Origin of the sequence: Shewanella sp. NKUCC05_KAH, assembly GCF_019345585.1 — a bacterium.
GTDB lineage: Bacteria > Pseudomonadota > Gammaproteobacteria > Enterobacterales > Shewanellaceae > Shewanella > Shewanella oncorhynchi.
The window spans coordinates 129018-155117 of sequence record NZ_JAHKQZ010000014.1; the positions used below are offsets into that span (position 1 = coordinate 129018).

Annotated in this window: 26 protein-coding genes; 13 read left to right on the forward strand and 13 right to left on the reverse strand. The window is 47.0% G+C overall.

The features are described 5' to 3' along the window. The 3 genes from KO533_RS13875 to KO533_RS13885 all read left to right on the forward strand — a co-directional run bounded on the left by KO533_RS13875 (position 1) and on the right by KO533_RS13885 (position 2310). Positions 1-735 carry an ATP-binding cassette domain-containing protein gene (locus tag KO533_RS13875; protein WP_219254690.1) on the forward strand — a complete coding sequence of 245 codons (735 nt, stop codon included), beginning with the start codon at positions 1-3 and terminating at the stop codon, positions 733-735. 82 nt (positions 736-817) lie between these two features. Next, positions 818-1966: an ABC transporter permease gene (locus KO533_RS13880; protein ID WP_219254692.1), complete on the forward strand. Its 1149-nt coding sequence runs from the start codon at positions 818-820 to the stop codon at positions 1964-1966. 95 nt (positions 1967-2061) lie between these two features. Beyond that, positions 2062-2310 carry a hypothetical protein gene (locus tag KO533_RS13885; RefSeq protein ID WP_219254693.1) on the forward strand — a complete coding sequence of 83 codons (249 nt, stop codon included), beginning with the start codon at positions 2062-2064 and terminating at the stop codon, positions 2308-2310. Positions 2311-2392: 82 nt separating this feature from the next. On the opposite strand, the gene mog is transcribed toward KO533_RS13885, so the two are convergent. The 6 genes from mog to KO533_RS13915 form a co-directional block, all read right to left on the reverse strand. Continuing rightward, entirely contained in the window at positions 2393-2926 is a 534-nt protein-coding gene (mog, locus tag KO533_RS13890; RefSeq protein WP_131524547.1) for a molybdopterin adenylyltransferase, read from the reverse strand. A gap of 318 nt (positions 2927-3244) precedes the next feature. After that, positions 3245-3709: an NlpC/P60 family protein gene (locus KO533_RS13895; RefSeq protein WP_105250911.1), complete on the reverse strand. Its 465-nt coding sequence runs from the start codon at positions 3707-3709 to the stop codon at positions 3245-3247. Positions 3710-3845: 136 nt separating this feature from the next. Continuing rightward, positions 3846-4583 carry a sulfite exporter TauE/SafE family protein gene (locus KO533_RS13900; protein ID WP_219254695.1) on the reverse strand — a complete coding sequence of 246 codons (738 nt, stop codon included), beginning with the start codon at positions 4581-4583 and terminating at the stop codon, positions 3846-3848. Positions 4584-4817: 234 nt separating this feature from the next. After that, a complete protein-coding gene (locus KO533_RS13905) occupies positions 4818-6062 on the reverse strand; it encodes an MFS transporter (protein WP_105250909.1) in 1245 nt (414 codons plus the stop codon). A 107-nt stretch (positions 6063-6169) separates the two neighbouring features. Next, positions 6170-6901: a LytTR family DNA-binding domain-containing protein gene (locus KO533_RS13910; protein ID WP_105250908.1), complete on the reverse strand. Its 732-nt coding sequence runs from the start codon at positions 6899-6901 to the stop codon at positions 6170-6172. Further along, positions 6895-8568 (reverse strand): sensor histidine kinase, encoded by a 1674-nt coding sequence (locus KO533_RS13915; RefSeq protein WP_346014704.1) that lies wholly within the window; start codon positions 8566-8568, stop codon positions 6895-6897. The genes KO533_RS13910 and KO533_RS13915 overlap by 7 nt, the downstream gene beginning before the upstream one ends. Before the next feature lie 585 nt (positions 8569-9153). On the opposite strand from KO533_RS13915, the gene KO533_RS13920 reads away from it, so the two are divergent. The 5 genes from KO533_RS13920 (at position 9154) to KO533_RS13940 (ending at position 14190) form a co-directional block, all read left to right on the forward strand. After that, positions 9154-10077: a pirin family protein gene (locus KO533_RS13920; RefSeq protein WP_198573897.1), complete on the forward strand. Its 924-nt coding sequence runs from the start codon at positions 9154-9156 to the stop codon at positions 10075-10077. A 282-nt stretch (positions 10078-10359) separates the two neighbouring features. Beyond that, entirely contained in the window at positions 10360-11406 is a 1047-nt protein-coding gene (locus KO533_RS13925; protein ID WP_113941211.1) for an ATP-binding protein, read from the forward strand. Continuing rightward, complete coding sequence (locus KO533_RS13930) at positions 11407-12090, forward strand: response regulator transcription factor (RefSeq protein ID WP_219254697.1); 684 nt, start codon at positions 11407-11409, stop codon at positions 12088-12090. A 32-nt stretch (positions 12091-12122) separates the two neighbouring features. After that, entirely contained in the window at positions 12123-12824 is a 702-nt protein-coding gene (locus KO533_RS13935) for a TrkA family potassium uptake protein (RefSeq protein ID WP_219254699.1), read from the forward strand. A gap of 1 nt (position 12825) precedes the next feature. Next, positions 12826-14190, forward strand: coding sequence for a TrkH family potassium uptake protein (locus KO533_RS13940; protein WP_219254701.1), 1365 nt, complete (start codon positions 12826-12828; stop codon positions 14188-14190). Between the two features lie 613 nt (positions 14191-14803). Here KO533_RS13940 and KO533_RS13945 read toward each other — a convergent pair. Then, entirely contained in the window at positions 14804-15685 is an 882-nt protein-coding gene (locus KO533_RS13945; protein ID WP_173242470.1) for a DUF4238 domain-containing protein, read from the reverse strand. A gap of 266 nt (positions 15686-15951) precedes the next feature. Between KO533_RS13945 and KO533_RS13950 the strand changes: the two genes are divergently transcribed. Next, on the forward strand, positions 15952-16224 hold the full coding sequence (locus tag KO533_RS13950; protein ID WP_251073441.1) for a hypothetical protein: 273 nt from the start codon (positions 15952-15954) through the stop codon (positions 16222-16224). A gap of 205 nt (positions 16225-16429) precedes the next feature. Here KO533_RS13950 and KO533_RS13955 read toward each other — a convergent pair whose 3' ends face one another. The 4 genes from KO533_RS13955 to KO533_RS13970 form a co-directional block, all read right to left on the reverse strand. Then, on the reverse strand, positions 16430-17614 hold the full coding sequence (locus KO533_RS13955; protein ID WP_219254703.1) for an NAD(P)/FAD-dependent oxidoreductase: 1185 nt from the start codon (positions 17612-17614) through the stop codon (positions 16430-16432). Positions 17615-17808: 194 nt separating this feature from the next. After that, complete coding sequence (gene gpsA, locus KO533_RS13960) at positions 17809-18825, reverse strand: NAD(P)H-dependent glycerol-3-phosphate dehydrogenase (RefSeq protein WP_105250843.1); 1017 nt, start codon at positions 18823-18825, stop codon at positions 17809-17811. Positions 18826-18829: 4 nt separating this feature from the next. Further along, positions 18830-19315: a protein-export chaperone SecB gene (gene secB, locus KO533_RS13965; RefSeq protein WP_006083777.1), complete on the reverse strand. Its 486-nt coding sequence runs from the start codon at positions 19313-19315 to the stop codon at positions 18830-18832. 295 nt (positions 19316-19610) lie between these two features. Beyond that, positions 19611-20045 carry a rhodanese-like domain-containing protein gene (locus KO533_RS13970; protein WP_105253030.1) on the reverse strand — a complete coding sequence of 145 codons (435 nt, stop codon included), beginning with the start codon at positions 20043-20045 and terminating at the stop codon, positions 19611-19613. Positions 20046-20312: 267 nt separating this feature from the next. On the opposite strand from KO533_RS13970, the gene gpmM reads away from it, so the two are divergent. From gpmM to KO533_RS13990, 4 genes are read left to right on the forward strand one after another with little or no spacing between them, the layout of a single operon-like run. Next, positions 20313-21857 carry a 2,3-bisphosphoglycerate-independent phosphoglycerate mutase gene (gene gpmM, locus KO533_RS13975; RefSeq protein WP_105250842.1) on the forward strand — a complete coding sequence of 515 codons (1545 nt, stop codon included), beginning with the start codon at positions 20313-20315 and terminating at the stop codon, positions 21855-21857. Between the two features lie 10 nt (positions 21858-21867). After that, on the forward strand, positions 21868-23001 hold the full coding sequence (locus KO533_RS13980) for a peptidoglycan DD-metalloendopeptidase family protein (protein WP_219254705.1): 1134 nt from the start codon (positions 21868-21870) through the stop codon (positions 22999-23001). Between the two features lie 32 nt (positions 23002-23033). Further along, positions 23034-24242 (forward strand): S41 family peptidase, encoded by a 1209-nt coding sequence (locus tag KO533_RS13985; protein ID WP_105250840.1) that lies wholly within the window; start codon positions 23034-23036, stop codon positions 24240-24242. Between the two features lie 9 nt (positions 24243-24251). Continuing rightward, positions 24252-25007 carry a divergent polysaccharide deacetylase family protein gene (locus KO533_RS13990; protein ID WP_219254707.1) on the forward strand — a complete coding sequence of 252 codons (756 nt, stop codon included), beginning with the start codon at positions 24252-24254 and terminating at the stop codon, positions 25005-25007. Here the strand turns inward: KO533_RS13990 and KO533_RS13995 are convergent. After that, entirely contained in the window at positions 24982-25437 is a 456-nt protein-coding gene (locus KO533_RS13995) for an Rrf2 family transcriptional regulator (RefSeq protein WP_105250838.1), read from the reverse strand. The genes KO533_RS13990 and KO533_RS13995 overlap by 26 nt on opposite strands. 22 nt (positions 25438-25459) lie before the next feature. After that, positions 25460-25714, reverse strand: a complete 255-nt coding sequence (locus KO533_RS14000; RefSeq protein ID WP_105250837.1) for a YkgJ family cysteine cluster protein — start codon at positions 25712-25714, stop codon at positions 25460-25462. Positions 25715-26100: the final 386 nt, after the last annotated feature.

Here is a 26100-nt window from a genome sequence, read left to right on the forward strand (position 1 = left end):
ATGATTAAAGTATCCCATCTTTCCAAGCGCATCGGTGACGTGCAGGCGCTGAATGACTTAAGTTTTGTCGCACAAAACGGCCAAATCACAGGATTACTCGGCCCGAACGGGGCAGGTAAAACGACCTGTTTACGCACGATTTTTGGCCTGCTGAAACCCGATAACGGCAAGGCTGAAATCGAAGGCATAGATGTCGCCATCGACCCTATTGGCGCTAAGCAGCAACTCGGGCTATTCCCCGACCCTTTTGGTCTGTATGAACGCTTAACGCCACGGGAATACATTCGCTATTTTGCCGAGCTAAGCGGCTTATCATCCAAGGATGCTAAGGAAGCAACCAGCCAAGTGATTGCGAAATTGCGCCTCGAAGACATTAGCGATCGCCGCTGCAAAGGCTTCTCCCAAGGGCAAAGAATGAAAACCGCCCTCGCACAGGCAATCGTCCACAGCCCGAGCAATATTATCCTCGACGAGCCGACCCGTGGGCTGGATGTGATGAGCACTCGCCTGCTGCGTGACATTCTTATCGACCTTAAAAATCAAGGACATTGCGTGCTGTTCTCGAGCCATGTGATGCAGGAAGTCGCCGCACTGTGTGACCAAGTGATCGTCATGGCCCAAGGCAGAGTCGTTGCCATTGGCAGCCCAACTGAGCTTTGCATTCAAACGGGCAAAGACTCGCTCGAAGAAGCCTTTATTCAACTTATCGGCACGGATGAAGGGATAGCGGCATGATGACTCAAACTAACAAGAATGCAGGCAGCATCAATGATGTACAAGCTCAGATAGATAAGATCATGGATAAGGGAATGACAGCATGAATAAAATAATCGCTATGGTTCGTAAAGAACTCATCGATGCCGCCCGCGATAAGCGCTCTGTGATGGCGGGTCTGTACTACGCCATAGGCACACCGTTGATCATGTGCGGCCTATTTATGGTGTTAATTGGCCAGCTAACCAGTCCTGATGATTTGAAAATCACCATTAAAAATCCCGATAAAGCACCGGATTTAGTAAGATTTTTATCGAATAAAGGCATCACTCAAGGCGCAGCCGATGGCTCTGACGCCAAAGACCTTAAAGCCATAGAGCTCATCATCAGCACCGACTATGCCGCGCAGATGAACCAAGGCAAAAGCGCCGAAATCACTATCGTGGCCGATAACTCTGAGGAGAAACTGCAGAACTCGATTCGTAGACTCGAGAAACAACTGCAGGCCTACAGCGCTGAAATGGGCAGTTTACGTTTAATTGCCCGCGGTATCGACCCGCACGTGGTGCAACCGCTTAAAGTGAATGTGCAAGACAAAGCCACTACAGACTCTAAGGGTGGGATGATCTTAGGTATCGCCATTTTTACTATGATTTACTCGGTATTTATCTCGGGCATGAACCTAGCTATCGATACCAGTGCCGGTGAGCGCGAACGCAACTCCTTGGCCCTGCTATTGAGCCACCCGCTGACCACACGCCAATTAGTGCTGTCAAAAATAATTGCGGTAAGCCTGTTCGCTTTGCTCGGTTTAGTGCTGATCTTGCTGGTGTCTAAAATCGCCTACGCCTTTGTGCCATGGCAGGAATTAGGCTTTAGCGTCAACATCACCACAGAATTTATGCTGCTGATGTTAGTGGTCGGCATCCCCGTCGCGTTAATGGCCGCTTGTCTGCAACTTTTTGTGTCTTTTATGGCGAAAACCTTTAAGGAAGCTCAGTCCTATCTGACTATGGTGCTGTTTGTGCCCTTAGCCCTGTCGATGGCCGCCAGTTACAACATAGCGCCAGATATGCTGCAGTGGTTGCCCGTCTCGGGTCAGCAACAGGCATTAATGGACTTTATCAAAGGTAAAGACTTGCCCATGCTGCAGTTACTGGTTTCGACCTTAGGCACACTCGCCATTGCGGTATTGCTCGCCTTTGGCATGGAAAGGTCGCTCAAGAGTGAAAAAGTGATCTTCGGTTTATAGGGCGCTTCAATTGATAAACTTGGGGACGACAAACTTGAGGAGCGATAACTAAGTCGTCCCCAAGTTGAAAACCTCAATAGCTACGGGAGTTTGTTATGGAAAACGAATTTGTCTTAATGGTGATTATGGTCAGCTTCATTATTGGCCTCAGCGCCACTGAAATGTTTAAACACTATCTAAAGGCGCGCCAACTTGGAGTGGGCACCGCAGACAATAGGCACCTTGAGGACAAAGTGACTCAACTCAGCCTACAAAACCAAACACTAATTGAGCGAGTACAAGTGCTTGAAAAAATAGTGACAGAGCCAGAGTACGAACTAAAGCAGCAGATTAATCAGTTATGAACCCTAAGCTCTTGTCTAGTACTCAAACAATAAAGCCACTGGATTTTCAGTGGCTTTATTTTTTACAGGCTCAATAGCAAGATTACTTAGCCTTAGGCCTGAATGGTTTGATAACTAACTCATTGCACTCTAAATACGGGCCTTCCATCAAGTCGATACAGTAAGGAATGGCGGGGAACACCGCATCCAAACATTCGCGAATCGATTTTGGCTTGCCGGGCAAATTCACAATCAATGAATCGCCACGTAACCCTGCGGTTTGGCGAGATAAAATGGCGGTGGGTACAAATTTTAAGGATTCGGCGCGCATCAACTCGCCAAAGCCTGGCATCATGCGATCGCAGACGGCTTCTGTCGCTTCTGGGGTGACATCGCGTTTCGCTGGACCAGTACCGCCAGTGGTGACAATCAAACAGCAATCCTGCTCGTCGGCCATTTTGATCAGCGTTGCTTCAATCACATCCTGCTCATCGGGGATCACTTGATAAATCGGTTCCCACTCGCTGGTGAGATAGTCGTTGAGCGTGTCGATAATCGCCTTGCCTGAGATATCTTCATAAATTCCCGCGCTGGCGCGATCGCTGACCGTCACAATACCGATTTTTGCTTTGCTCATAGGAAATCCCCAATGATGTTGAAATGAAACATGCCGAAGTGAAAATTGTCGACATCAAGCATGGAAGAAGCCGCGACAGCTTCGACCTTAAGCCGCAGCTAAAATAGCATAAATGCTCGGAAAAGGGGGCGACTAAAACGTGATGAAGTTCGCGCAACACCGTTTAGACACTCGGAATTTAAAAATTGTTCATTGATGACAAACGCCTTCCCCAAAGCAAAGCAGCATTGGGCCGATAAAAACATGCCATAAAGGGAGATTAGCTCAGGCACTCACACTGCAAGTTGAGCCATTCAAAAGATAAAAACGATCAAAGGGCTAAATCCGCCGTGCATTCCAATACTTAGACGCCCAATAACTGTTATGCAGGCTCGAAATCTTTACCCCTTGGCTAGTGGAAACATGTAGAAAATTATCGCCTCCTACATAAATGCCGACATGGTGTGTGCTCCAGCCCGTCTTGAAAAATACCAAGTCACCCTTGCGCAGTTGATTTCTCGGCACGGGTTTACCTAAGGCTTGTTGCTCTTCAACCGTGCGCGGTAAGGTCATACCCAACATCTTCTGATAGGCGACAGACACAAAGGCCGAGCAATCTATACCACGCTTAGTGCCACCACCAAGGCGATAAGGTACTCCACGCCATTCAGAATGCAGTTCGGAGATATTGCTATCATTCCAAACCGTGGCGGGTTCAACTTGCTTTACCACAGGCTTAGGTTCTGGCGCGCTAGCACAAGCGCCAAGGCCTAAGGCTAAGATAACTATCAGTAATCGTTTCATAGCTTCAAACTCATTGCAGGCAGATTTCTCAGTAACGTAATTTTGAGTTTTTATCAGGTAAATTCAGGGCGGCTGGGGATCAAAACGCCCCAACACCCGCGCACTCTAGCAGACTAATATAACCTAAAGCTTAAAACTATAACGCCGTCCACAATAAACGCACACCCACCAGCACCATTAAAATCAAGATGATGCGTTTAAATAACCTATCGTCAATTTTATCTTGAATGAACAAACCTAACTTTACCCCTAACCACGCAAGCGGCACCAATAACAGAGAAACGATAATATTCTCTTGGTTAATCTGCCCAAGCAAACTGTAAGGAACAAGTTTAACCAGATTCACCACCGCAAAAAACACCACGGCAGTGGCTAAAAACTCTGCCTTGGCTAAGCGCAACGGCAACAAATAAGCGTTGAGTGGCGGCCCGCCCGCATGGGCAACAAAGCTCGTAAATCCGGCGGTTAAGCCACACAAGCGCCCAACCAGAGGTGAAGGTGATGCTTGAGTTTTATCCCCAAGGATCAAACCATACAAACCAAAACCTAAGGACACACAGCCTAGAATCGCCCGTAAGTAATCTTCGTTTAATCGATCGAACAACCAATAGGCTATGACTATGCCCACTACCGCCGCGGGCAATAGTATCCATAAATGACGCGGATTATGTTGCCCCCACCAGGAACGAACACTTAAAAAATCCATATAAATCAGCAGTGGTAACATGACTGCCGCCGCTGTAGCAGGGCTAATGGCCAGCGCCAATAGTGGGACAGTTAAGCCGCCCACGCCACCCGCAAAACCGGATTTAGAAATCCCAGTAATCAAGACTGCGGGTATCGCCACCAACCAAAAAAGAGGGTCCGTTAACATCAACACATCCTGAATAACGCTTTATGGCTATCAAGTTACCTGTTGTTGGTGTGATAAAAAAGAGGCAGCACTGAGCTAACATCAAAAGTGCAATCACATAGATAAGTCAGTGAGCCTTAAATGAATAACAACCTCGCCCATAAAACACGGGATAAAAAGTAAAAAATCCGCAGTCATTTGGCTGCGGATTTTTTGTGTTAGCTTTTGGCTAAAGAGGAAAAGCTTAGCTTACGCCTATGCAGATTCAGCCGTCATATTCACTAAGCGAGGCGTACTCTTAGTCGCTCTCTTAGCTGACGCTGGAGTTTTGGGCTCTGGCATACGAATGGTTAATGACATCACTAACGCCACCACCAGCAGTACTAAAATCACGTTAAAGGTTGCAATAAAGCCACCAAATAACGAGGCGACAATCGAACCAATAATGCTGCCGATACCGAAACCTAAGTAGATAACCCCATAGTTTTTAGTCAGGTTATTCAGACCGAAGAAGTCGCTCACCAATGATGGATAAACAGTGATAGTGCCACCAAAACTAAAGGCAACGCAGGCGACCGCAACGAAGAACAGGTTAGCATTCAAAGGAATGAACAACAGTAACACCATACCGACTAAGGTGATGATCTGCGCCAGCGAAATAACCCGAATGCGGGGGATTTTGTCCGACAGTATACCCAGCACTAAACGACCACTGAGGTTCGCCATAGCAATCACAGCAACAGCATTGGCGGCGACCAGTACAGGCAAGTCGACCATCTTCTCGCCGATATCTTTCGCTACACCAATCACATACAAACCACTCATACAGGCCGACAGGAACATCAGCGCCAGCATCCAGTATTGCGGCTTACGCATGGCTTCTGCGAGGGTGAAGTCGCGGCTTTCGGCTTGCTGACTTGCAGCTGATTGTGCAGGCGCATCTTTCATCAACATACCGCCACACAAGACCAACGCCATGGCGATCAGGCCCCACAGTTGGAAGGTGGTTTCAAGGCCAGTGTTTTCGAGTAATAGCACGTTAATGTATTTAAATCCGAGGCTACCTAGACCATAAGCGCCAATCGCTAACGCCGAAATCAGCCCTTTGCGTTCGGGGAACCACTTCACGCAGTTAGACAAGGTCATCAAGTAGCCAGTGCCATCGGCAAAGCCCACTAAAATCCCTGCGCACAGGTAAAGCATCATCAAGTTGCTGGCTTGGGCAGTGAGTAAGAATCCAACGCCGAGTAACAGGCCTGCGCCTAAGGTGACATTACGTACGCCAAAACGTTCCTGTAATTTGCCCGCCATGGAAGATGCCACGGCCAAAGACAAACTCAGCAAACCAAACACAAACGCCACTTGGCTGACGGGTTCGTCGAGCTTAACGGCCAACTGCGCATTGAACAGGCTCCAAGTGTAAACTGAGCCGAGTGCAAACTGGGTGATAATAGTACCAACTAAGGTCAGGTACCGAGTACGGTTCATCTCTTTAGTCATGATGCATCTCGCTTTAGGGGATCAGGAATTGAGTCCACTATAAGAGAGATGCGATTCGCGCCGATCAATTAAGGCATGAAATACAGATCTGCAGGAATGAATGACAATTACAGCCTCATCAGCTGTCGAAAAGCCTTAATATTACTACGGCTAACGGGCACCTCGAACGACAAATCATGCAACCTAATCAGGTAAGTACTGTTGAACCAAGGCACGATTTCGCGGATCTTGTTGATATTGACGCAATAGGAACGGTGACAGCGGAAAAAACCTTCAGCAGGCAAACGACTCACAAACTCACTGATAGTCATCTGCATCACATAACGGTCGGTGCGGGTGTACACATAGGTGAGTTTTTCATCGGCCTCGGCATAATAAATTTGCTCGCAGGGCGTGACGATAATCCGCTCACCTTTGACTAAATTCACGGTTCGACTGGTATTACTCGCGGCCTCATGTTGTGGCTTTGGTGCTTGTCGTCCCACCTGTTCAATCTTCTGCAATAAGCTGATGATCCGCGGTTCATTGTAGGGCTTGAGAATATAATCGAAGGCTTCGAGCTCAAATGCTTCTACTGCAAATTCTTTATAGGCAGTAACAAACACCACATGGGGAGGATGGGTCGATTTATGCAGATTCTTCGCCAACAAGAGGCCATCAATGGACGGTATTTGGATATCCAAAAACACCACATCGACCTCGTGATCCTGCAAATATTTAAAGGCCTCTAAGCCATCCTCGAAGCTAGCCACTATGTCTATCTCACTGTGGCTCTTCACTAAATACTCTAGCTCCTCACGGGCGAGATATTCATCTTCAACTATGATGGCTTTTAACATACTTGCGCCTCATTTTCCGGTAAGTAAAAACTGACTTCAGTCCCCGGCTCGAGCCGTTTAAGCTGCAAACCTTCGCCGTACAATAACTTCACTCTCTGGTGCACATTCATCAGCCCGATACTGCTGCTTTCTACACGGCCAGCAGCGACACCATCAATCACCTCTTGGCGGATCCCATAGCCAGTATCGCGCACGGCGACGCGAATGCCTGCATCAAGTTTTTTCACTTCTATGGTCACTCTGCCCGGTGCACTACGCGGTTGAATGCCGTGCAAAATCGCGTTTTCCACCAGCGGCTGTAACAAGAGGCAAGGTACACAAAAATGCACATCGTCGACATCGAAGATCACTTCAAGCTTGTCGCCAAAGCGCGCCTGCTCAATCGCCACATAATCACGGACTTGCTTCACTTCTTCTTGGATATCAATCAGCTCATCGCCTTTAGCCAAGTTATAGCGCAGATAATCGGCCAGATTAGCAATCAACTGTCGCGCCTGCTGTGGCCGAATACGGATCAAAGAAGAAATCGCATTGAGGGCATTAAATAAAAAATGTGGATTAATCTTGCTCTGCAACGCAGTGAACTCCGCCTTGCGGGTCATCTCTTGCAGTTGCTCGATACGCGACACTTCCATCTGGGTCGAAATCAGCTGCGACAAACCCACGGCCATCTCCCGCAACGAGCTAGTGATACGATAGGTATTGCGATAGTAAATCTTCAGCGTGCCACTCACAGTGCCGTTTTCGCGCAGCGGGATTATGATGACCGAATGAAAGTCCGATAAATGATATTGGCGTAAGTCGTTGTTAATAATGTTTTGATCTTGCTCTATCGCCCTTTGAGTCATTTCGCTAATCGCTTGATGACCATCAACCTCGTAGTAATCTTTACCAACGCCCATATAGGCTAATACATCGCGAGTATCGGTAATCGCCACGGCATCGGCATGGATTTCATTACGGATCACAGCGCACACTTGCTCTAAGGCATGGCGGTCAATCTTGCGGAAAAAGGGTAAGGTTTTATTGGCAATATCCAGCGCGAGCTTGGCCTGCTTAGCGGCAATAAGCTCTTTCTCATCGTCGAGGTCTTGCACTAGCTTGATAATCAGTCCGATACATACAGTGCCCGCAATCATGGGATAGGCAATATGACTCACTATCTCAACGCCCACCTCGTGTGGATCTGTCAGCAACCAAATCAACAACATGGTCAGCGTTTCGCACAACATGCCCGCCGCAATGCCATAAATCCACAACTTAGATTTGGGACATTTGTAATAAATCCACGTCGCCATAAGGCCGGCAATAATGCTAGCGATTAAACACGGAATAGAGGTATCACCATCCATATCAATCAGATATCTATGTAGCCCCGACAGCACGCCCGCAGGAATACCAACCCAAGGGCCAAATAGAATCCCGCCAGAAATAATTGCGATAATCCGCACGTTGACCAACGCGCCTTCAACCTCAATGCCGGTATAAGTACTAAACACTGCAAATAAGCAAAATATCGCCGCCACAGAAACCAACTCTGCGGGGGTATGATTACGCTTTTGGAATAAACGCTGAAACGGTCGAGTGCGAGTTAAAAAGAACAAGGTCATCAGCATCAAGGCCGCCCGTTCAAATACCGCCAGTAACATCATTTGATTTTCGAGCACGCTTTCTCCTTGATCTATTACGCTGAATCACAGCCCAACGTTATATTTACCAATGATATATTTATGAGTGTTAAGCCTGTACGCTGAATGGATTAGGGTGAAGACAGGCTTTGCCGCCAACACAAGCTCCCATAAAAGATAGACTCGATTTTGCAGATCCAACGTAAGACATGGATGATAAAAATCACCGAGCCCCAAACTTGTCAAACACTCGTATTTAGGCTCGAGTAAAACATCAAACGCTAATGCCCACATAAATACAGGCTTGCTAAAGTAAAGGACAGATAAAAGTCCCATTCACGCGGGCTCAGTCACACATTCGTACTTGAATTAGGCTATCAAAGGCTATCGAAGGGCAACTTGAAGATCCTAAAACACGTTAAGTTAACCACTAAAAAGTGCAGTTGCCCTCTATCAGGTCACTGCCACAATTTGCAAAATCGACCGGAATACCCGAAGCTAAAACCTTCGGCTCGAATGCAAGATGAGATCTGCCCCCATGCGAGATTCTAGGTTCACACTTAGCAGCACTGAACCGAGCCAAACTGAACTGAGCATGCCCTAGTAATGGAATAAGGAGCGAACATGAGTGAACTACAAGCACAGTTTTATGGTGGCCCTAAGGAATGTCCTATTGAAAATGGCCGCATTCAAGCTCAACGAATTGCCCCCAAAATCAGTGATGTCGGCGGCATACCTGTCGCACGGGCTATTCCACAAAAAGAGCGCCGTCTTATCGGCCCCTGGTGCTTTCTCGACCATATTGGCCCAATCACCGACGGCCCGCAGTTAAACGTCGGCCAACATCCACACATTGGGTTGCAAACCTTTACTTGGATGCTCGAAGGCGAAATCATGCACAGGGACAGCCTCGGCAGTGCTCAAGTGATCCGCCCAAAACAAGTTAACCTGATGACAGCCGGACACGGCATAGCCCACACCGAAGAGTCGATAGCGGGCCATCACACTATGCACGCAGCCCAACTATGGATTGCCTTACCACTGGAACACAAAGATACCACTCCGAGATTCGATCACTACCCAGAGCTGCCGACTTGGCACGAGTCAGGCGTCGAATTCACCCTACTGATTGGCAGTTGGCATCATAAACAGGCGCCCACATTACACTTCTCACCTATCGTTGCCATAGATCTGTTTGCCGCCCATGACGCTGAACTCACTCTGAATCTCGACCCTAGTTTCGAATATGCCCTCATGCCACTGGAAGGCCGCTTCCAAATCGAGGATGACAGTTTTGATAATAACCACCTCGCCTACCTTGGCATGCTACGCGAAACCATCACCATAAAACTCGAAGCGGGTTGTCGCATACTGCTGATTGGCGGCGCGCCATTGGCTGATCCTGTCAGCATTTGGTGGAACTTTGTTGGCCATAGCAAAGATGAAATAGTCAAAGCACAGGCAGATTGGGAAGCCGAAGATCCCCGCTTCGCCGCCGTTACTGGCTATAGTGGCAAACGCTTAGTGCCCCCACCAATACCTTGGTGATGCTTAGCTCAATGACGGGCAAGTCAATGACTCAGGGTTAGTGGTGGATAAGCGCTTTGGCAACATACGTAAGGGCCTGCGCCAGGGTTAAGGCTTACAACATAAGTGTATGCGGTAAGCCTTATCATTTACCCAAAGTGTGATGTGAACAAGCTCGATTTGCCTAAGCTAAGTGCAAGCTAAGCCACTCACAAGGTTACAAATTTTACGACATTTTTACGCGCTATCTTAAAATGCCTTTGCTAAAGTACAGGCACTTTCTTTATATGCGTCTTTCTATTCATGACTTCATCCATAGCGGCTCCCATGACACAATACTGGCGTTCGCACCCGACTTTATTTACCTTCATAGTGCTAGTGACGGCCATTTTCAGCAGCGCCTTTATCGATCACTTTTCAAACTCGACTATCGCCGTACTACTGATTTTACAATTGGCCGTAGTGGCCGTAGCCCTACAATGCAACGCCAACTTGGCCTATTTTGCGGCAGTATTTGAGGCGACCAGCTTTAATTTTCTATTTACCACACCACGTTATTCACTCCAGATGTTTAATCTTGAGGACATTCTCAATCTCAGTGTGTTTCTGCTTGTCGCCCTCACCACCAGCAAATTAGCCGAACACTATCGACGTCAGCAAGATGCTCTCGAACAAGCTCAGTTACGCAACAGTATTTTGCTGTCAGTTTCCCACGATTTACGCACCCCACTCGCCACTATCATAGGCACGCTCACCACCTTAAAGGAATACATGCCTAAGCTCAGCCCAGACCAAAAGGATGAGCTGATTGATAGCGCGGCGGCCGAAAGCCATCGCCTGCACCAATATATCGAAAACCTGCTGCAAGCCACTAAGTTACAACACGGCGCACTCAAGTTTAGCTTGAGTGAAGACGCCATAATGAATGTATTGCACCAAGCTATTGCCCGTTTTCCAGCCACGCAGCCGCGCATTATCATCAAGAGTGACGCCGATCTACCGTCACTGATGATATGCAGCTCATTGATTGAACAAGCTATTTTTAATGTATTGGATAATGCGCTGCGCTATTCGCCTTCTGATAAGCAAGTCATAGTAAAAGCGTATCAGCAGGGCGATGCGTTACTGTTAGATATCCAAGATGAGGGTCTTGGCATAGAACCCGCTCAAGCGCAGGCAATTTTTGAACTCTTTTATCGCCAGCATCCCTCAACCGATAGCGGCTCGGGCCTTGGGCTTGCTGTTGCTAAGGGCATAATTACCGCCCATGGTGGCCAGATCAGCGCCGAACCTGTCGCTCATGGCAGCCTTATTCGTATCGCATTGCCAATAAAAAAGGGAGAGGAATAAATGGCTTATAAGGTGCTGGTCGTCGATGACGAAGCGCAAATCCACACTTTTATGCGGATATCGTTAGAAGCGGAAGGATTCGAATATCATGGCGCCGCCTCGATTGCGTCAGCCCTAGCGCAATATCATGCGCAGCAGCCACACGTGTTAGTGCTCGATCTTGGCCTACCCGATGGTGATGGCATCAGCTTGCTGCAAACCCTACGTCAGAGTGACAAAGTGCCGGTGCTTATCTTAACCGCCCGCGATCAGGAGGAAGAAAAAATTCGTCTTTTGGAAGCAGGCGCCAATGACTATCTCAGCAAGCCATTTGGGATCAGGGAGTTAATCGCGCGCATCAAGGTTTTAGTCCGCGATTTAGTCGATGAACCGCCATTAAGTGATTTACTGCAGTTTGGCGCACTTAAGTTGCAAAAAAGTACCCACCAGCTTTGGCTCGATCAGCAAGAAATCGCCTTAACCAAAAAGGAGTTTGCCCTGATGGAGACCTTAATGTCTCACCCTGGTCAGCTCGTTAAACAAACTGAATTACTGCGGGATATTTGGGGTAAAACCCATCAAGATGACAGTCATTATCTGCGGATCTTAGTCAGTCAGTTACGTAAAAAACTCAATGACAGCAGCGAGCAGCAGCTCATTAAGACGGAAGCGGGCCTAGGTTATCGCTTAACAAACAATAGATAAGCATCTGTTATAAATTAGAAAAGGATATTTTAATGGCACATTTTACCGTTATTGGCTTAGGGCGATTTGGTGTCGCCGCTAGCCTAGAATTGATCCACTTAGGCCACACGGTCACTGGCGTGGATAGTGACCCTAAAATGGTGGAAAAATACGTAGAAGACCTAACCGAAGCGGTTATTTGTGATTGTTCCGACGAAGCCGCACTACGTGAGCTAGATCTCGCAAACAGTGAAGCCGTACTGGTCGCAATTGGCGAAGATATGCAATCAAGTTTGCTGTGCACCTTGGCACTGAAAAATCTGGGAGTAGAAGTCATTTGGGTCAAGGCCAGCACTAAAGCCCATCACACTATCGTCTCTAAACTCGGCGTCGCCCGCATCATACATCCAGAGGAAGAAATGGGCATACGTGTCGCCCAGTCACTCAACTATCCTATGGTGAACAATTTCCTGCCGATTGGTGATGGTCTCTATGTGGTCGAAATCCATATCAAGCCTCACCTTGATCAAATCACTGTCAGCCAACTCCTCGGCGCTGCACAGGATGATGTTAAAGATGATGCAAAAAGCAATGTGATACGCAATCCTAAAGGCAAAGTTGCCGCCATTATGGTTAAGCGGGATCTGACGATTTTCAGCAAAATTGATAGTCAATTTATCCTGCAAACGAATGACGCCTTACTGCTCTGCGGTAGCCGTACTGAGCTCAAATACCTAGCGCCAAGGTTGGTGTAACTTGGTTCAATGGCATCCCTCCATCATGGCGATTGAGCATAAACCCAAATCGAGTAAAAAGTTGTTAGGCGCACCGCCCTTTATCCTAAGCGTGAGCTTTGCATTGTTGATCATCTTAGGCACTTGCTTACTCAAACTGCCGATAGCAACCGAATCGTCTATTACGTGGCTACAAAGTCTGTTCACGGCCACCTCGGCGGTAACAGTGACAGGACTTGTCGTTGTCGATACTGGCACTGTTTTTACGCCCTTTGGGCAAATCGTCATAGCGCTGTTAATCCAATGCGGTGGACTTGGGCTGATGACCTTCGCCATTGTCACCTTGATCGCCATTGGCGGTAGAATTGGTTTTTTACACCAAACAGTCGCAAAAGAGGCTTTTAATCAAACAGATACATCGACTCTAGTGTCAACGGCAAAATCAGTGTTAGTGTTTTCTCTGCTGGTTGAAGCCGTAGGCATGGCCATTCTTTCCGTGCACTGGAGTCAGGAACTCGGTTGGCAAACCAGCTTATTCCACGGTTTTTTCTACACCATCAGCGCCTTTAACAACGCAGGTTTTGCCCTCAGTGCCGACAGCCTAATGCCCTATGTTGCCGATCCTGTCATTAATCTCACCATCACGGGCCTGCTCATCATAGGTGGCCTTGGATTCTCGGTGTGGATAGATCTTCGTAGGAACAAGCGTTGGTCAAAACTCAGCGTTTACAGCCGCATGATGATCACAGGCACTATAATTATCAACGCCGTCGCCGTAATTGCGATTTACTTTATTGAGTACAACAACCCCAATACCTTGGCGCCCTTAAGCGAACTTGGTAAATGGTTAGCCTCATGGTTTCAAGCCGTGACACCGCGCACCGCAGGCTTTAATACACTAGCAATTGACCAACTCGAAGATGGTACAACGCTACTCATGCTGGTATTGATGTTTATTGGCGGCGGCTCACTAAGCACCGCCAGCGGTATTAAAGTCGTCACCTTTATGGTGCTCATCTTGGCTACTTATGGCTACTTACGCCGCGATGAAGCTATTTATGTATTTAAGCGCGAGATCCCCAAAGACACTGTCAGCAAAGCCTTGGCACTAACCATGATCTCCATTGGTGTCACTTGGCTAGCCATCTTCGCACTGGTATTAAGTGAAAACGCACCGTTAATTGATATCGTCTTTGAGGCCGTATCGGCACTGGGCACAGTCGGTTTATCCCGAGGTTTGACAGGCAACTTAACGACTCTAGGCCAAGCCATCATCATTTTTATAATGTTCATGGGTCGCCTAGGTCCACTCGTACTCGCCTACTTCCTCGCCAGCCCAAGGACCAAGAAACTGCGCTATGCAGAAACTAAACTGGCGATTGGGTAAAGGTTATTGGTGTGTGATACAACAAATTTACAGACTATCAGAGGTTTGTAACGCTGAGCCTGCGAGGTAATTGAGTTGGCTCTGAAAGCGCTGAATTATAGGCGAGCCATGGTATTTGCTCGACGACACGCAGCTAGCCCATCCGTGGATGCTCGACCGCCCCGTCCATGGGGCGGACGGTCGTCTCACTAATCACCATGGCTCTCCTGTTTAACATCGGTGTAGCCTGTTTGTTTTAAAGAAGATATGTGACTCGTTTTTGGACAGAAATGTGTTGGAAAGTAGTGTTTGGGGAGCAGTAACTTCAGTTGTTAGAAGTTTAGCGTTTACGGGTATCCACTCGCACAGGCTTGCCATGGCATTCGCTCGTCGACTCGCAGCAAGTCCGTCCTTGGATGCTCGACCGCCCCGTCCATGGGGCGGACGGTCGTCTCGCCAATCACCATTGCTCACCTTTTGGGCACTAGTGTAACCAGTCTGTATGAAGGAGATACCCAGCACGCTTTGGGACAACAATTAGTTTCGTAAAATCGAACATCAGTAATTAATGAATAATTTCAGGTATGGCAAATCGGTTATTTCCACGACCAAATCTTATTGCACTGCTCAATCATTATATGTATGTAAATAACTCCGCCCTCAAATCTGAAGGTTCCACCTCCGAACCCAAAAATAACTTTATTTGCTCAATATAGTCTTTATTAGTACCTACAACATATCGATGACACTGATTATATGTCGCCATTGCTAAGTAAGTTGTAAAAAGCGGGTCTAGGTTCATAGCGTGATTTTGAACTGGCGAAAAGGTGATCAACTGATTATTCGATAAAGGCATAATAAACTTAGACTTAAATGCAAACATCTGAGTCAAATCGTCAAAGAGTAGCGGGTTATCTCCCGTTAAAAAGTTGTTCCAACCTCCGTATTCTGGCGAAACATGATGGACTTTCCATGATTCATAGTCACTATCATTTACCCTAAAATCAAACGTTAATAGAGGCAGCATAAAGCTACGAAAGTAATGCCTGAACCCTGAGTCATTTTCTAATGCGTTTTTGATTTGATCACAATCGCCAATATTGACCCCATTCAGTGTAATTCTGTCTCCAAACCGTGTTAAGTCTAGAGTTTTAATGTACTGCTCTACAAAGGGATCTAACAAAGGCATTCGCCAAAATTGAAACGCTACAAATACCTTTAGAAGATAAATGCCTTCTTTGGATATTAGTTCTTTCGCCAACAGGCCCTTGCGAACTAAATCAAAAAATTGCCCCAATGGTGCTTCAATTGTCCCGTAGAGCTTTTCTAGTGCATCAGTTTGCACACCTCGATGTGTGATTGTATTCCTATGTTTTTCGAATAATATTGTTCGAGGTGTTTGCTTATCTTTCTTGAATGATTCCAACTTTTTATCAAATACTTGAATACGACCAGACTCAGCAATAAAGCCTCGTAAATACAATTGTGGGACATAGTGATGATTAATTGAACTCAAAACTTACCTCATACATATAACACTTTCTATACCGCGCTAAGCCGCTCTTTGCATTGATATAATGCGGCCTTTCGTTTAAGTCTTCAACAGAAAATCAATAACTTAGTGAGGGTGTTAAAAAGTTAGGATGCACTGTGAGTGCATAATTTCTGAACGTGCTGAGTTTGGATAACTTTTTGTAGGGCAAAAGTTCATTAACAGAATGTGTATGAGCTTCTACTCTAAACCATAAAGGGGCAAAAGCTTTTAGCCAGATGAACAGTTCAATGGTCGTAAAGATTGGCATTGTGGCAACTGTGACCGTTGGCGGCATGGATGCCGCCGTCGAGCCCTCAGGGATGAGTTTATGGCGTGTCACAGTGGAAACAATGACAATTCATCCTGTACACCTGACGACAAACTTATCTAGTTTTGGGGCAATATCTTTTAGCCAGATGAACAGTTCAGTGGTCGTTAAGATTGCCACTGTTGCAACAGTGATTGTTGGCGGCATGGATGCTCATTCACATCTATGTGATCGCAACATTCGATTCTTGTAATCAAGAGTCATATACAGCAGATTTTGCTGTCGAGCCTATAGGGCTACTTCTTGTGAAATAAAAGGGCGGCGTGTCACTGGGGAACCAGTGGCAATGTATATAACGCAATATACGATTCAGCCGCCTTGCTGATTTAGCTAGAAGATTGGCTTTGATGAGTTCAAACAGTCAGGGTTTTAAACTCATTACTCTTGCAAGTTAGAGACTAAACCGCTTGTCCTGCAGCCACGCCAGATGCCCAGGCCCATTGAAAATTAAACCCGCCTAACCAACCACTTACATCCATGACTTCACCGATAAAGTAGAGTCCGGCGACTTTGCTGGCTTCCATGGTTTTGGAAGACAGCTCATTACTATCAACGCCGCCTAACGTCACTTCGGCGGTGCGGTAGCCTTCGGTGCCGTTCATCAATACTGTCCAGTGGTGTATATCATCCACCAGTGTTGCGCGCTCGGCGTGCACTAGCTGATTTAACGCTTTATTCAACAGGGCTTCATCGAATAACACTTCCACCAGCCGTTTAGGCAACCATTGGCTGAGGGTGTTGCGCAGGCTTTGTTTTGGATGTGCGGCGAGCTGTTGCTCTAGCAATTGCGCCAAATCCATATTCGGCAAAAGATCGATTTCTATGGTTTCGCCCGCTTTCCAATAGTTGGATATCTGCAAAATTGCAGGGCCAGATAAGCCGCGGTGCGTGAATAGCAGCGCTTCGCTAAATGCAGTGCCATCTTTGGCGGTAATGCGGCTCGGCACTGCGATGCCAGACAAAGGCTCGAAGCGAATTTTATCTTCGCTGTGCCAAGTAAAAGGCACCAGACCCGCGTGAGTTGGCAATACTTTGAGGCCAAACTGCTCGGCCAGTTGATAACCGTAAGGCGTGGCGCCGAGTTTAGGCATGGATAAGCCACCCGTGGCGATAACCAGTGAGTCGCAGCTTAGTTCGCCATTAGAGGTATTGAGCTCAAAGCGCCCTGCCTCCGTCTTTTTAACGGCCAGAATATCGGTGCGCAGCTTAATGGTCACGCCTGCCCATTCACACTCGGTCAATAGCATAGTGACTATCTCTTTAGCCGAGTCATTGCAGAACAGTTGGCCGTGATCGCGCTCATGGTATTCAATGCCGTGGCGCTCGACCATTTCAATAAACTGCTGCGACGGATAACGCGCGAGTGCCGATTTAACAAAGTGAGGATTGCCACAGAGGAAGTTAGCGGGCTCGACTTTAAGGTTGGTAAAGTTACAACGCCCGCCGCCGCTGATGAGGATTTTACGCCCGGCTTGCTTGGCATTGTCGAGTACGAGTACATCACGGCCTCGGTAACCCGCGGTCGCTGCACACATCAATCCCGCAGCGCCGGCTCCGATAATAATGACATCATGACGTTTCACGCTCTTACTCCACACAGATAAATTGATTGGTATTGGCTGCCAACGGGCAATTTGATAACTCGCGAACCTTTAGCAAGCAAGTCATGCAACAGCTAAACGGAGCAAAGATAAGCTCAAACGCTAGGCATAAAAAAGGGCGCTATTTTAGCACCCTTTCCTTTATTCGGCATTACAGCATCATCACGGCTCGCGGTTTATTGCGTAGGCGTTTCTGATTTCTTCTCTCTGCTGAGCAGCTCTTTAGCAGCATCGACCGGCGCTTTGCCTTGATACAAGACTTGGTAAATCTGCTCAGTGATTGGCATTTCAACCCCGAGGCGTTTCGCAAGCGTAAACACTTCTTTGGTATTGCGATAACCTTCAACCACTTGGCCAATTTCAGCCTGTGCTGTCATCACATCACAGCCTTTACCTAAGGCTAAACCGAAACGACGGTTACGGGATTGGTTGTCGGTACAAGTCAACACTAAGTCGCCTAACCCCGCCATGCCCATAAAAGTGGCCGCATTGGCACCTAAGGCTTCGCCTAAACGCGTCAATTCGACTAAACCACGGGTAATCAAGGCTGTTCTGGCATTGGCACCAAAGCCGATACCGTCGGACATACCCGCACCAATCGCGATCACGTTCTTTACCGCGCCGCCAAGTTGCAGTCCGGTAAAGTCGTCATTGGCGTAAACCCGCAAACGTTTAGGGCTGTGTAACAGCTCAACGAGATCATTAGTGAACGTAGGACAAGTGCCCGCGACCGAAATGGCCGTAGGTAAACCCATGGCGAGTTCTTTCGCAAAGGTCGGCCCAGATAACACCGCCAGCGGATATTGCTCACCTAACACATCACGGGCCACATCTTGCAGCAAACGTCCGGTTTCAGGTTCGAGCCCTTTCGTTGCCCATACGATGCGCGCATCGCTACGGAGTAACGGTTTAGCTTGCTCAAGCACAGTACCAAACACATGGCTTGGCACTACCACTAACACATTGTTGCTGGCGGCTAAGGCTTTGGCTAAATCGGCTTCGATCTGTAAACAATCAGGAAACGCAATACCAGGCAAAAAAGCTTGGTTGCACTTGTCTTGAGCGAGCGTTTGCATGTGGACAGGATCGTGTCCCCATAACAAGGTCTTATGACCGTTGCTGGCTAAAGAAATGGCAAGGGCGGAGCCATAAGAGCCCGCCCCTAATACCGTGATATCGGCAGAGTTTTTCATGTAATTAAGCGTTAGCTTCTTCGGCAGCTGGTGCAGTCGCAGCAGCTTGACGTTGTTGCACGTATTGGGCAAACAGCGCGTCGAAGTTAACAGGTGCTAAGTTCAGTTGTGGGAAAGTACCACGACCGACTAAGCTGCCCACGGTTTCGCGAGCATATGGGAATAGGATGTTAGGGCAGTATGCACCTAATGAATGGGCCAATTGTGGCTCAGTCAGACCAGTGATAGAGAAGATACCGGCTTGTTGTACTTCACATAGGAAAGCGGTATCGCCACCGTTTTGTGCAGTCACAGTTAAAGACAGGACAACTTCATACACATCATCAGCTAATTTAGCGCTGCGCGTGTCTAAATCTAACTTAACTTCTGGGTTCCATTCTTTTTGGAATACCGCTGGGCTGTTAGGCGTTTCGAAAGACACATCTTTAGTGTAAACACGTTGGATGTTGAATTGTGGGGCTTGTTGTTCGTTGTTTGCTACTTCAGCCATAATTTCCTACCTATCCTATCAATGTTGTATCGGCTTTTCGTTGAAAGCCAATTATTATTTGAAAGCCAATTACCATTTGAACGTAAATTGGCTCGGGGCTTATGTTACTCAAGGCCTATATCAGATCTCGGTATCATCCCAACTTGTACCCATATACGGGTATCGATCGAACCAGTCTAAAAACTTACATTAAGCCCTTAGCGACCGTAGGATCAGTATGCCAAACAATGATGACTTTATTACTGCACTATCCAGTGGATTGAGTGCAGCTTAAATCATAACTGCCGCCGACAACTTATCTTTTGCTTTTTGAAACAGGCATATTTGCTGCCTGCCATTCACCCATACCACCTTTCAAGTTGTACAGGTTTTCAAAACCTTGCTTACTCAAAAGCTGAGCGGCTTGAGACGAGGTCATGCCAGCATTGCATACCAATATAATGGGACTGGCTTTATACTTTTCAAGGGCTGATATCTGATTATTTTTAATATCGGCGAGCGTAACGTTAAGTGCATCAACAATATGGCCCTTGCGGAACTCGTCATTCGAGCGCACATCAACCACTTTAGCATCCTGTCTATTCACCATAATCGTTAATTCTTGATGAGAAATACTTTTGATTTTTGACATGCTCGATTTGATGATACTCGCGACAAGCACAACAAATAATCCCACCCAAGCCAGACTGAGCATTGAGTGAGCTTTAAAAAATTCGATATATTCTTGCATGATGATTGCCCGCATAAATGGCGAAAATTCGATAAGGGCACAGAGTATACCGATTGCCTTGGCAGAATGCAGCAGTTTAGTCACAGTTCGAGATCGCACTTTTAGTGCAATTGACTCTGTACTTGTCACAAGCCACTCACAGAATCGGGCGAATTAGTGATTCGATGACCTTAATCGGGGTAAAGCGCTTTTTCATACCCCGCTAACGTAGTAATATTTGACCAATTTCAGATTTCTATCGCTTCTATAAAACTTAAAGGTATCACTATGACGACAGCTAAACGTCCGCTCGCGTTGTTGATCCTCGATGGCTGGGGCTACCGTGAAAACACGCATAATAATGCGATTTTCCACGCCAAGACTCCGGTACTCGACCGTCTCAACGCTAAATATCCCCATAGTTTGATTTCAGGTTCTGGCTTAGATGTTGGCTTACCTGATGGCCAGATGGGAAATTCTGAAGTTGGCCATATTAACTTAGGCTCTGGCCGTGTGGTTTATCAAGAACTCACTCGTATCAGTAAAGCCATTGCAGATCATGAGTTTGAAAAAAATCCTGCGCTATGTGATGCGGTAGACTCAGCCATCAAAGCTGGCGGAGCCGTGCACATTATGGGCTTGCTTTCCCCCGGCGGCGTCCACAGCCATGAAGAGCATATCGAAGCTATGTGCCGTATGGCCGTTGCGCGCGGTGCAACTCAGGTTTATCTGCACGCTTTCCTCGACGGACGCGATACGCCACCGCGCAGCGCTAAGGGCAGCTTGAGCCATTTTGATGATCTGTTTACTACATTAGGCCATGGCCGTATCGCATCGATTATTGGTCGTTACTTTGCTATGGACAGGGATAATCGTTGGGATCGCGTGTCGCAAGCCTACGATTTAATCACCCAAGGTAAGTCAAAATTCCAATACGACAATGCCGTTACAGCATTAGAAGCGGCTTACGAACGTAACGAAAACGACGAATTCGTCTCTTCATCTGCGATCACAGATGCCAACGGTCAAGTTGCGACCTTAAAAGACGGCGATGCCCTGATTTTTATGAACTTCCGTGCTGACCGCGCCCGTCAAATCACCCGTAGCTTTATTCACCCAGACTTCGATGGTTTCGAACGCGCTGTTATGCCGAAAATGCACTTCGTCACTTTGACTGAGTATGCTGGCGACATCACAGCACCTATCGCTTATCCATCTGAAAACTTAGTGAATACCTTAGGTGAAGTGCTGCAGAAACAAGGTCGTACTCAGCTGCGTATCTCTGAAACTGAGAAATACGCCCATGTGACTTTCTTCTTTAACGGCGGTAAAGAAGAGCCATTCGAGGGAGAAGATCGCATCCTAATCAACTCGCCTAAAGTGGCAACTTACGATCTACAGCCTGAGATGAGTTCAGCTGAGCTGACTGACAAGTTAGTCGCAGCAATTGAATCAACTAAGTACGACGTGATCATCTGTAACTACCCCAATGGTGACATGGTTGGCCACACGGGTAATTTCGATGCCGCCGTTAAAGCTTGTGAAGCTGTCGACGCTTGTATCGGCCGTGTGGTTGATGCGCTGGCGAAAGTGGGCGGAGAATGTATTATTACCGCCGACCACGGCAATGCCGAGCAAATGACCGACGAAACCACAGGTCAGGCTCACACGGCCCACACCAGTGAACTCGTGCCTTTCGTCTTTGTTGGACGCGATGCGACCATAGATGAAGGTGGTAAACTCAGCGATGTTGCACCTACCATCTTGACCTTGATCGGCGAAGCCATTCCAGCTGAGATGACGGGCAAACCCTTAATCCACATAAAAGAGTAACCGTTACCTAGTGAGCACTCGACTCCTTGTTAAAGCCAGCATTATTGCTGGCTTTATGATGTTATCTTTCTCGGCACACGCTTCTGATTTGGAGAAGCGTAAATCCGAGTTAAAATCAATCCAAACGCAAATAAATCAACAACAAAGCGCATTAAAAACCACCAGTAAACAAAGAGAAAAGCTGCTGTCATTGCTGCGTAGCGATGAAGAAGCGATTGCGTCAGCTGCCAAAAAAGTCAACAGCACCAAAAATAGCTTAGCGCAAATAGACACTAAACTTGCCGAGCTAAAACAACGTCAAGATGAGTTAGAAACGCTTAAAGTGACTCAACAACAAACACTGTCGAAACAGCTGTCGAGCGCCTATCTTACCGGTAATCACGATTACACTAAGATGATGCTTAATCAGCAAAGTCCCGCCACTATCGAGCGTATGTTGGCTTATTACCAATACCTCAATAAAGCGCGGATGAAGTCGATCAACGAATTAAAGCAAACCTTGACCGAGCTAGATGAGATCAAGGTGTCGCAAACGAGTAAGCAAAAGCAATTAACGAAACTAGTGGCCGAACAACAAGTACAAGCTAAACGTTTGAGCCAAGAGCAAGATCAGCGTCAACTGACCATCAAAGAGCTGCAACGCACCTTAAATTCTAAGGGTGCAGAGCTTGAGCAGTTGCAAATTGAAGAGGCCAGCTTAAAGCGCGTCGTTGAACAAGCGCTGCGGGCCATGAAAGATAATCCCTCGATGGAAGGATTTGGTAAACAAAGTGGCAAACTTAAATGGCCGACAAAAGGTCGTGTAAGTGCTAGCTTTGGTAGCCAACGTTCCGGTCAAGTAGTGTGGAAAGGCACTATGTTGTCTGCACCAGAAGGGCAAAATATTCGAGCCGTTTCAGGTGGTAAAGTCATTTATGCCGACTGGTTACGCGGATTTGGTCTTGTTATGGTCATCGATCACGGTAAAGGTTATATGAGTCTTTACGGTCACGCTCAAACCCTACTAAAAAGCCCTGGTGAGATGGTAAAAAGCGGTGAAGTGATTGCTTTAGTCGGACGTTCAGGTGGACAGAGCGAGCCTGGCCTATACTTTGAAATAAGGCATAAAGGGCAAGCCGTCGATCCAGCGAAATACTGTCGCTAATCATAACGGTCCCCTTATCACAGGGGACCGTTATGAAATACATGATCCGCTATATCAGTTGCGTTGGATTAGGTCTCACTTTAGGCCTATCCATCAGCCTCTCCAGCCAAGAGAATGCTAAATCCTACCGCGACAACTTTGACTATCCATTACTACAAGATGTACTTGAAACGGTTGAAACTTACTATATCAAAACCGTTCCCAAAGAAGAGCTAGTGCAGGCCGCCATCAAAGGCATTTTTGAACATCTCGACCCCTATTCCAGCTTCTTGAATCATCAAGAATTACTCGATCTTAAAGATTCTAATCGCGGCGAGTATTTTGGTTTCGGTTTCGAAGTCGCGGCCCAAAAAGACCACATCAGCATCATAGCCCCCTTTGCCCATTCTCCCGCAGAGCAAGCGGGAATACGTGCGGGCGATATTATTATTAAACTTAACGACACCCTAGCGACTGAAACGAATCTAGCCGATATCCTTACTGAAATAAAAAGACATAGTCTCAATAATCAGAGTATTAACTTAGAGCTAAAACACAGTAATGACGATGCCACCTTTAAAGTGTCACTCAAGCCAAGCAATATCACTATAGAGTCTGTAAGTACTCAACTGCTTGATGGCAATATTGGCTATGTCAGATTAAGCAACTTCCAAGAAAACTCTACCGAAGATATGGTGCGCTCGCTCAGCCAATGGCAAAACAAACCGCTCACAGGACTTATCTTAGACCTACGTAATAATCCCGGCGGCCTACTCGACCAAGCGGTTAAAATTGCGGATCTCTTTCTCGCCAAAGGACGCATAGTCTCGACCTCTGGCCGCTTCTTCGACGCCAACTCTGACTACTATGCCTCACCGCAAACCATGCTGACTAACGTGCCTATGCTAGTGTTAATCAACAAAGGCTCGGCCTCTGCATCCGAAGTTCTCGCCGCCGCATTACAAGAAAATGGTCGTGCCAAACTCTTAGGTGAGACCAGTTTTGGCAAAGGTACAGTACAAAGCCTGATCCCCATCTTAGAAGATGGTAACGCGATTAAACTCACAATTGCCCAGTACAATACTCCTAGAGGTGAAAACATTCACAACATTGGGATCATCCCCGACATAAAAATTGCCGCCGAAACTGGTTCCGGCGTTGGTAATTTAGCTATAATCGACGCCCTATCAGCCCATGCATCACTGGCCCAAGATCATCAAGTGACCTCTGCCATTGCATGGATACAGCACCATGACGAATAAGAAGAAATTGTGCGCTTACTTTATTCCTTGGCCCTATTGGCCCTAAGCATTTCTCAAAGCTATGCTGCCCAGCTTGCACTCATTATTGATGACATAGGTTATCGTCATACAGATAAAGCCGTGCTGGCACTGCCCAATACAGTAACACTCTCAGTATTACCTCATACCCCACTTGGCAAAGAACTCGCTAACGCAGGACACCAAAAAGGCCACGAAATTATGCTACATCTTCCCATGCAGGCGCTTAATGGTAAGACGTTAGGGCTGGGGGGGTTAACCAATACGATGACTGAGGCACAAATTCGCACCAGTGTTATTGATGCGATTAACAGCGTTCCCTTTGCCAAAGGTGCCAATAACCACATGGGGAGTCTATTGACTCAACTGGACGATCCCATGCTCTGGGTCATGGAAACACTCAAACAAGAGCAGCTGTATTTTGTCGATAGCATGACAACACGATTCACTAAGGCAGGGGATAACGCAGATAAGCTAGGCATTCCTTTACTAAAACGCCAACTGTTTCTAGACAATGATACTAGTGCTAATGCACTCGAGAGACAATTTAACTTAATGATAAGTCAGGCACATACCCAAGGTAGCTTGGTGGCGATTGCCCATCCCTATCCAGAAACTATGCGCTTCTTGGAGGCTAACCTACACAGACTTAAAACCGAGGGGATTGATCTGGTGCCAGCATCGAGTTTGCTCCCCATCGGTATTGCACTTAAAAGTGGTACTAATCCAGTTGCAGTACTGAAATAGAAAAGTCTGGCAGCAAGGCGACTAACTCATCACGGTTACTCACAATATCCAGCAAAGTATATTGATCCAGCACATTCAAATAAGCTTCAACTGCCTGAGCTAACACGCCTTTAAGCTTACAGGCTGGTGTAAATCGGCAGTAAGGTTTGCTGCAATCAATCGGGGCGAGTGAGTTTTCTAATACTCGAACTAACTGGCCTAGGTTAATCTCACTCGCAGGCTTACCCAAACGGAAACCGCCCATCTTACCGCGGATGGTTTCAAGGTAACCCATCTTGCCTAAATGATGCACTATCTTAGAGACATGATTTGGTGACAGATCAAACACCTGCGTAATTTCAGCAATCCTAAATAAAGTTGTTCTATCTGGCTGAACCGCTAAATACATCAGGGTACGAACGCCAAAATCGGTATAACGAGTTAACTGCATATTTCACCTGTCAGCGATAAACTTAATGAGAGGTCTGAGATTCGAGTTGGGTAATCAACCAAAGCGCCTCTTCGTTCGAATGACCACAAACATCTTCAGATGCATCGAAATCACTACAAACCGCAGGACGATCAGGCGAGCCGAAAATCAAACATAAATTGGCATCGCTCAATTGCACACAACGCTCACCCGCTGCCTTACCCTTTGGCATACCCGGAATACCGCTGCTTATTGAAGGCGCAATACAGCAAGCACCACACCCAAGACGACAATTCATTTTCGTTACTCATGAAAGACATAAAGCATTATACCGTTTAATTTGTCCGAGATCAGTGTCACAGGTCAATACTGCCAAGTCGCGCACAGGAGGTTTTCAGAACGTGAAAGAAACAATATTGATAAAGTGGAATAAAGATCGGCAAAAAGTAGGTTTTGATTTTTAACATTGAAGCGAAAGCTTCATATTCTGATAAGGATTTCATCTACATGATAGCCGAGTATGAGGATAACCATGTGCTTCGAGCTCGAAGCATTAGCGTCACTGACACGAATTATCCACAACGCCATAACGAAAAAAGCCTCATCTTTCGATGAGGCTTATCTCTTAATGTTGGCGGAGCGGACGGGACTCGAACCCGCGACCCCCGGCGTGACAGGCCGGTA

What these genes read in the sequence shown, in the direction of transcription:
- KO533_RS13920 (WP_198573897.1), top strand. Translation starts at nt 9,154, where the DNA reads ATGAGTGAACTACAAGCACAGTTTTATGGTGGCCCTAAGGAATGTCCT.
- mog (WP_131524547.1), bottom strand. Translation starts at nt 2,926, where the DNA reads ATGAGCAAAGCAAAAATCGGTATTGTGACGGTCAGCGATCGCGCCAGC.
- secB (WP_006083777.1), bottom strand. Translation starts at nt 19,315, where the DNA reads ATGGCTGAAGTAGCAAACAACGAACAACAAGCCCCACAATTCAACATC.
- KO533_RS13985 (WP_105250840.1), top strand. Translation starts at nt 23,034, where the DNA reads ATGAAATACATGATCCGCTATATCAGTTGCGTTGGATTAGGTCTCACT.
- KO533_RS13935 (WP_219254699.1), top strand. Translation starts at nt 12,123, where the DNA reads ATGGCACATTTTACCGTTATTGGCTTAGGGCGATTTGGTGTCGCCGCT.
- KO533_RS13995 (WP_105250838.1), bottom strand. Translation starts at nt 25,437, where the DNA reads ATGCAGTTAACTCGTTATACCGATTTTGGCGTTCGTACCCTGATGTAT.
- KO533_RS14000 (WP_105250837.1), bottom strand. Translation starts at nt 25,714, where the DNA reads ATGAATTGTCGTCTTGGGTGTGGTGCTTGCTGTATTGCGCCTTCAATA.
- gpmM (WP_105250842.1), top strand. Translation starts at nt 20,313, where the DNA reads ATGACGACAGCTAAACGTCCGCTCGCGTTGTTGATCCTCGATGGCTGG.
- KO533_RS13925 (WP_113941211.1), top strand. Translation starts at nt 10,360, where the DNA reads ATGACTTCATCCATAGCGGCTCCCATGACACAATACTGGCGTTCGCAC.
- KO533_RS13950 (WP_251073441.1), top strand. Translation starts at nt 15,952, where the DNA reads ATGGTCGTAAAGATTGGCATTGTGGCAACTGTGACCGTTGGCGGCATG.
- KO533_RS13930 (WP_219254697.1), top strand. Translation starts at nt 11,407, where the DNA reads ATGGCTTATAAGGTGCTGGTCGTCGATGACGAAGCGCAAATCCACACT.
- KO533_RS13910 (WP_105250908.1), bottom strand. Translation starts at nt 6,901, where the DNA reads ATGTTAAAAGCCATCATAGTTGAAGATGAATATCTCGCCCGTGAGGAG.
- gpsA (WP_105250843.1), bottom strand. Translation starts at nt 18,825, where the DNA reads ATGAAAAACTCTGCCGATATCACGGTATTAGGGGCGGGCTCTTATGGC.
- KO533_RS13885 (WP_219254693.1), top strand. Translation starts at nt 2,062, where the DNA reads ATGGAAAACGAATTTGTCTTAATGGTGATTATGGTCAGCTTCATTATT.
- KO533_RS13875 (WP_219254690.1), top strand. Translation starts at nt 1, where the DNA reads ATGATTAAAGTATCCCATCTTTCCAAGCGCATCGGTGACGTGCAGGCG.
- KO533_RS13900 (WP_219254695.1), bottom strand. Translation starts at nt 4,583, where the DNA reads ATGTTAACGGACCCTCTTTTTTGGTTGGTGGCGATACCCGCAGTCTTG.
- KO533_RS13970 (WP_105253030.1), bottom strand. Translation starts at nt 20,045, where the DNA reads ATGCAAGAATATATCGAATTTTTTAAAGCTCACTCAATGCTCAGTCTG.
- KO533_RS13905 (WP_105250909.1), bottom strand. Translation starts at nt 6,062, where the DNA reads ATGACTAAAGAGATGAACCGTACTCGGTACCTGACCTTAGTTGGTACT.
- KO533_RS13895 (WP_105250911.1), bottom strand. Translation starts at nt 3,709, where the DNA reads ATGAAACGATTACTGATAGTTATCTTAGCCTTAGGCCTTGGCGCTTGT.
- KO533_RS13880 (WP_219254692.1), top strand. Translation starts at nt 818, where the DNA reads ATGAATAAAATAATCGCTATGGTTCGTAAAGAACTCATCGATGCCGCC.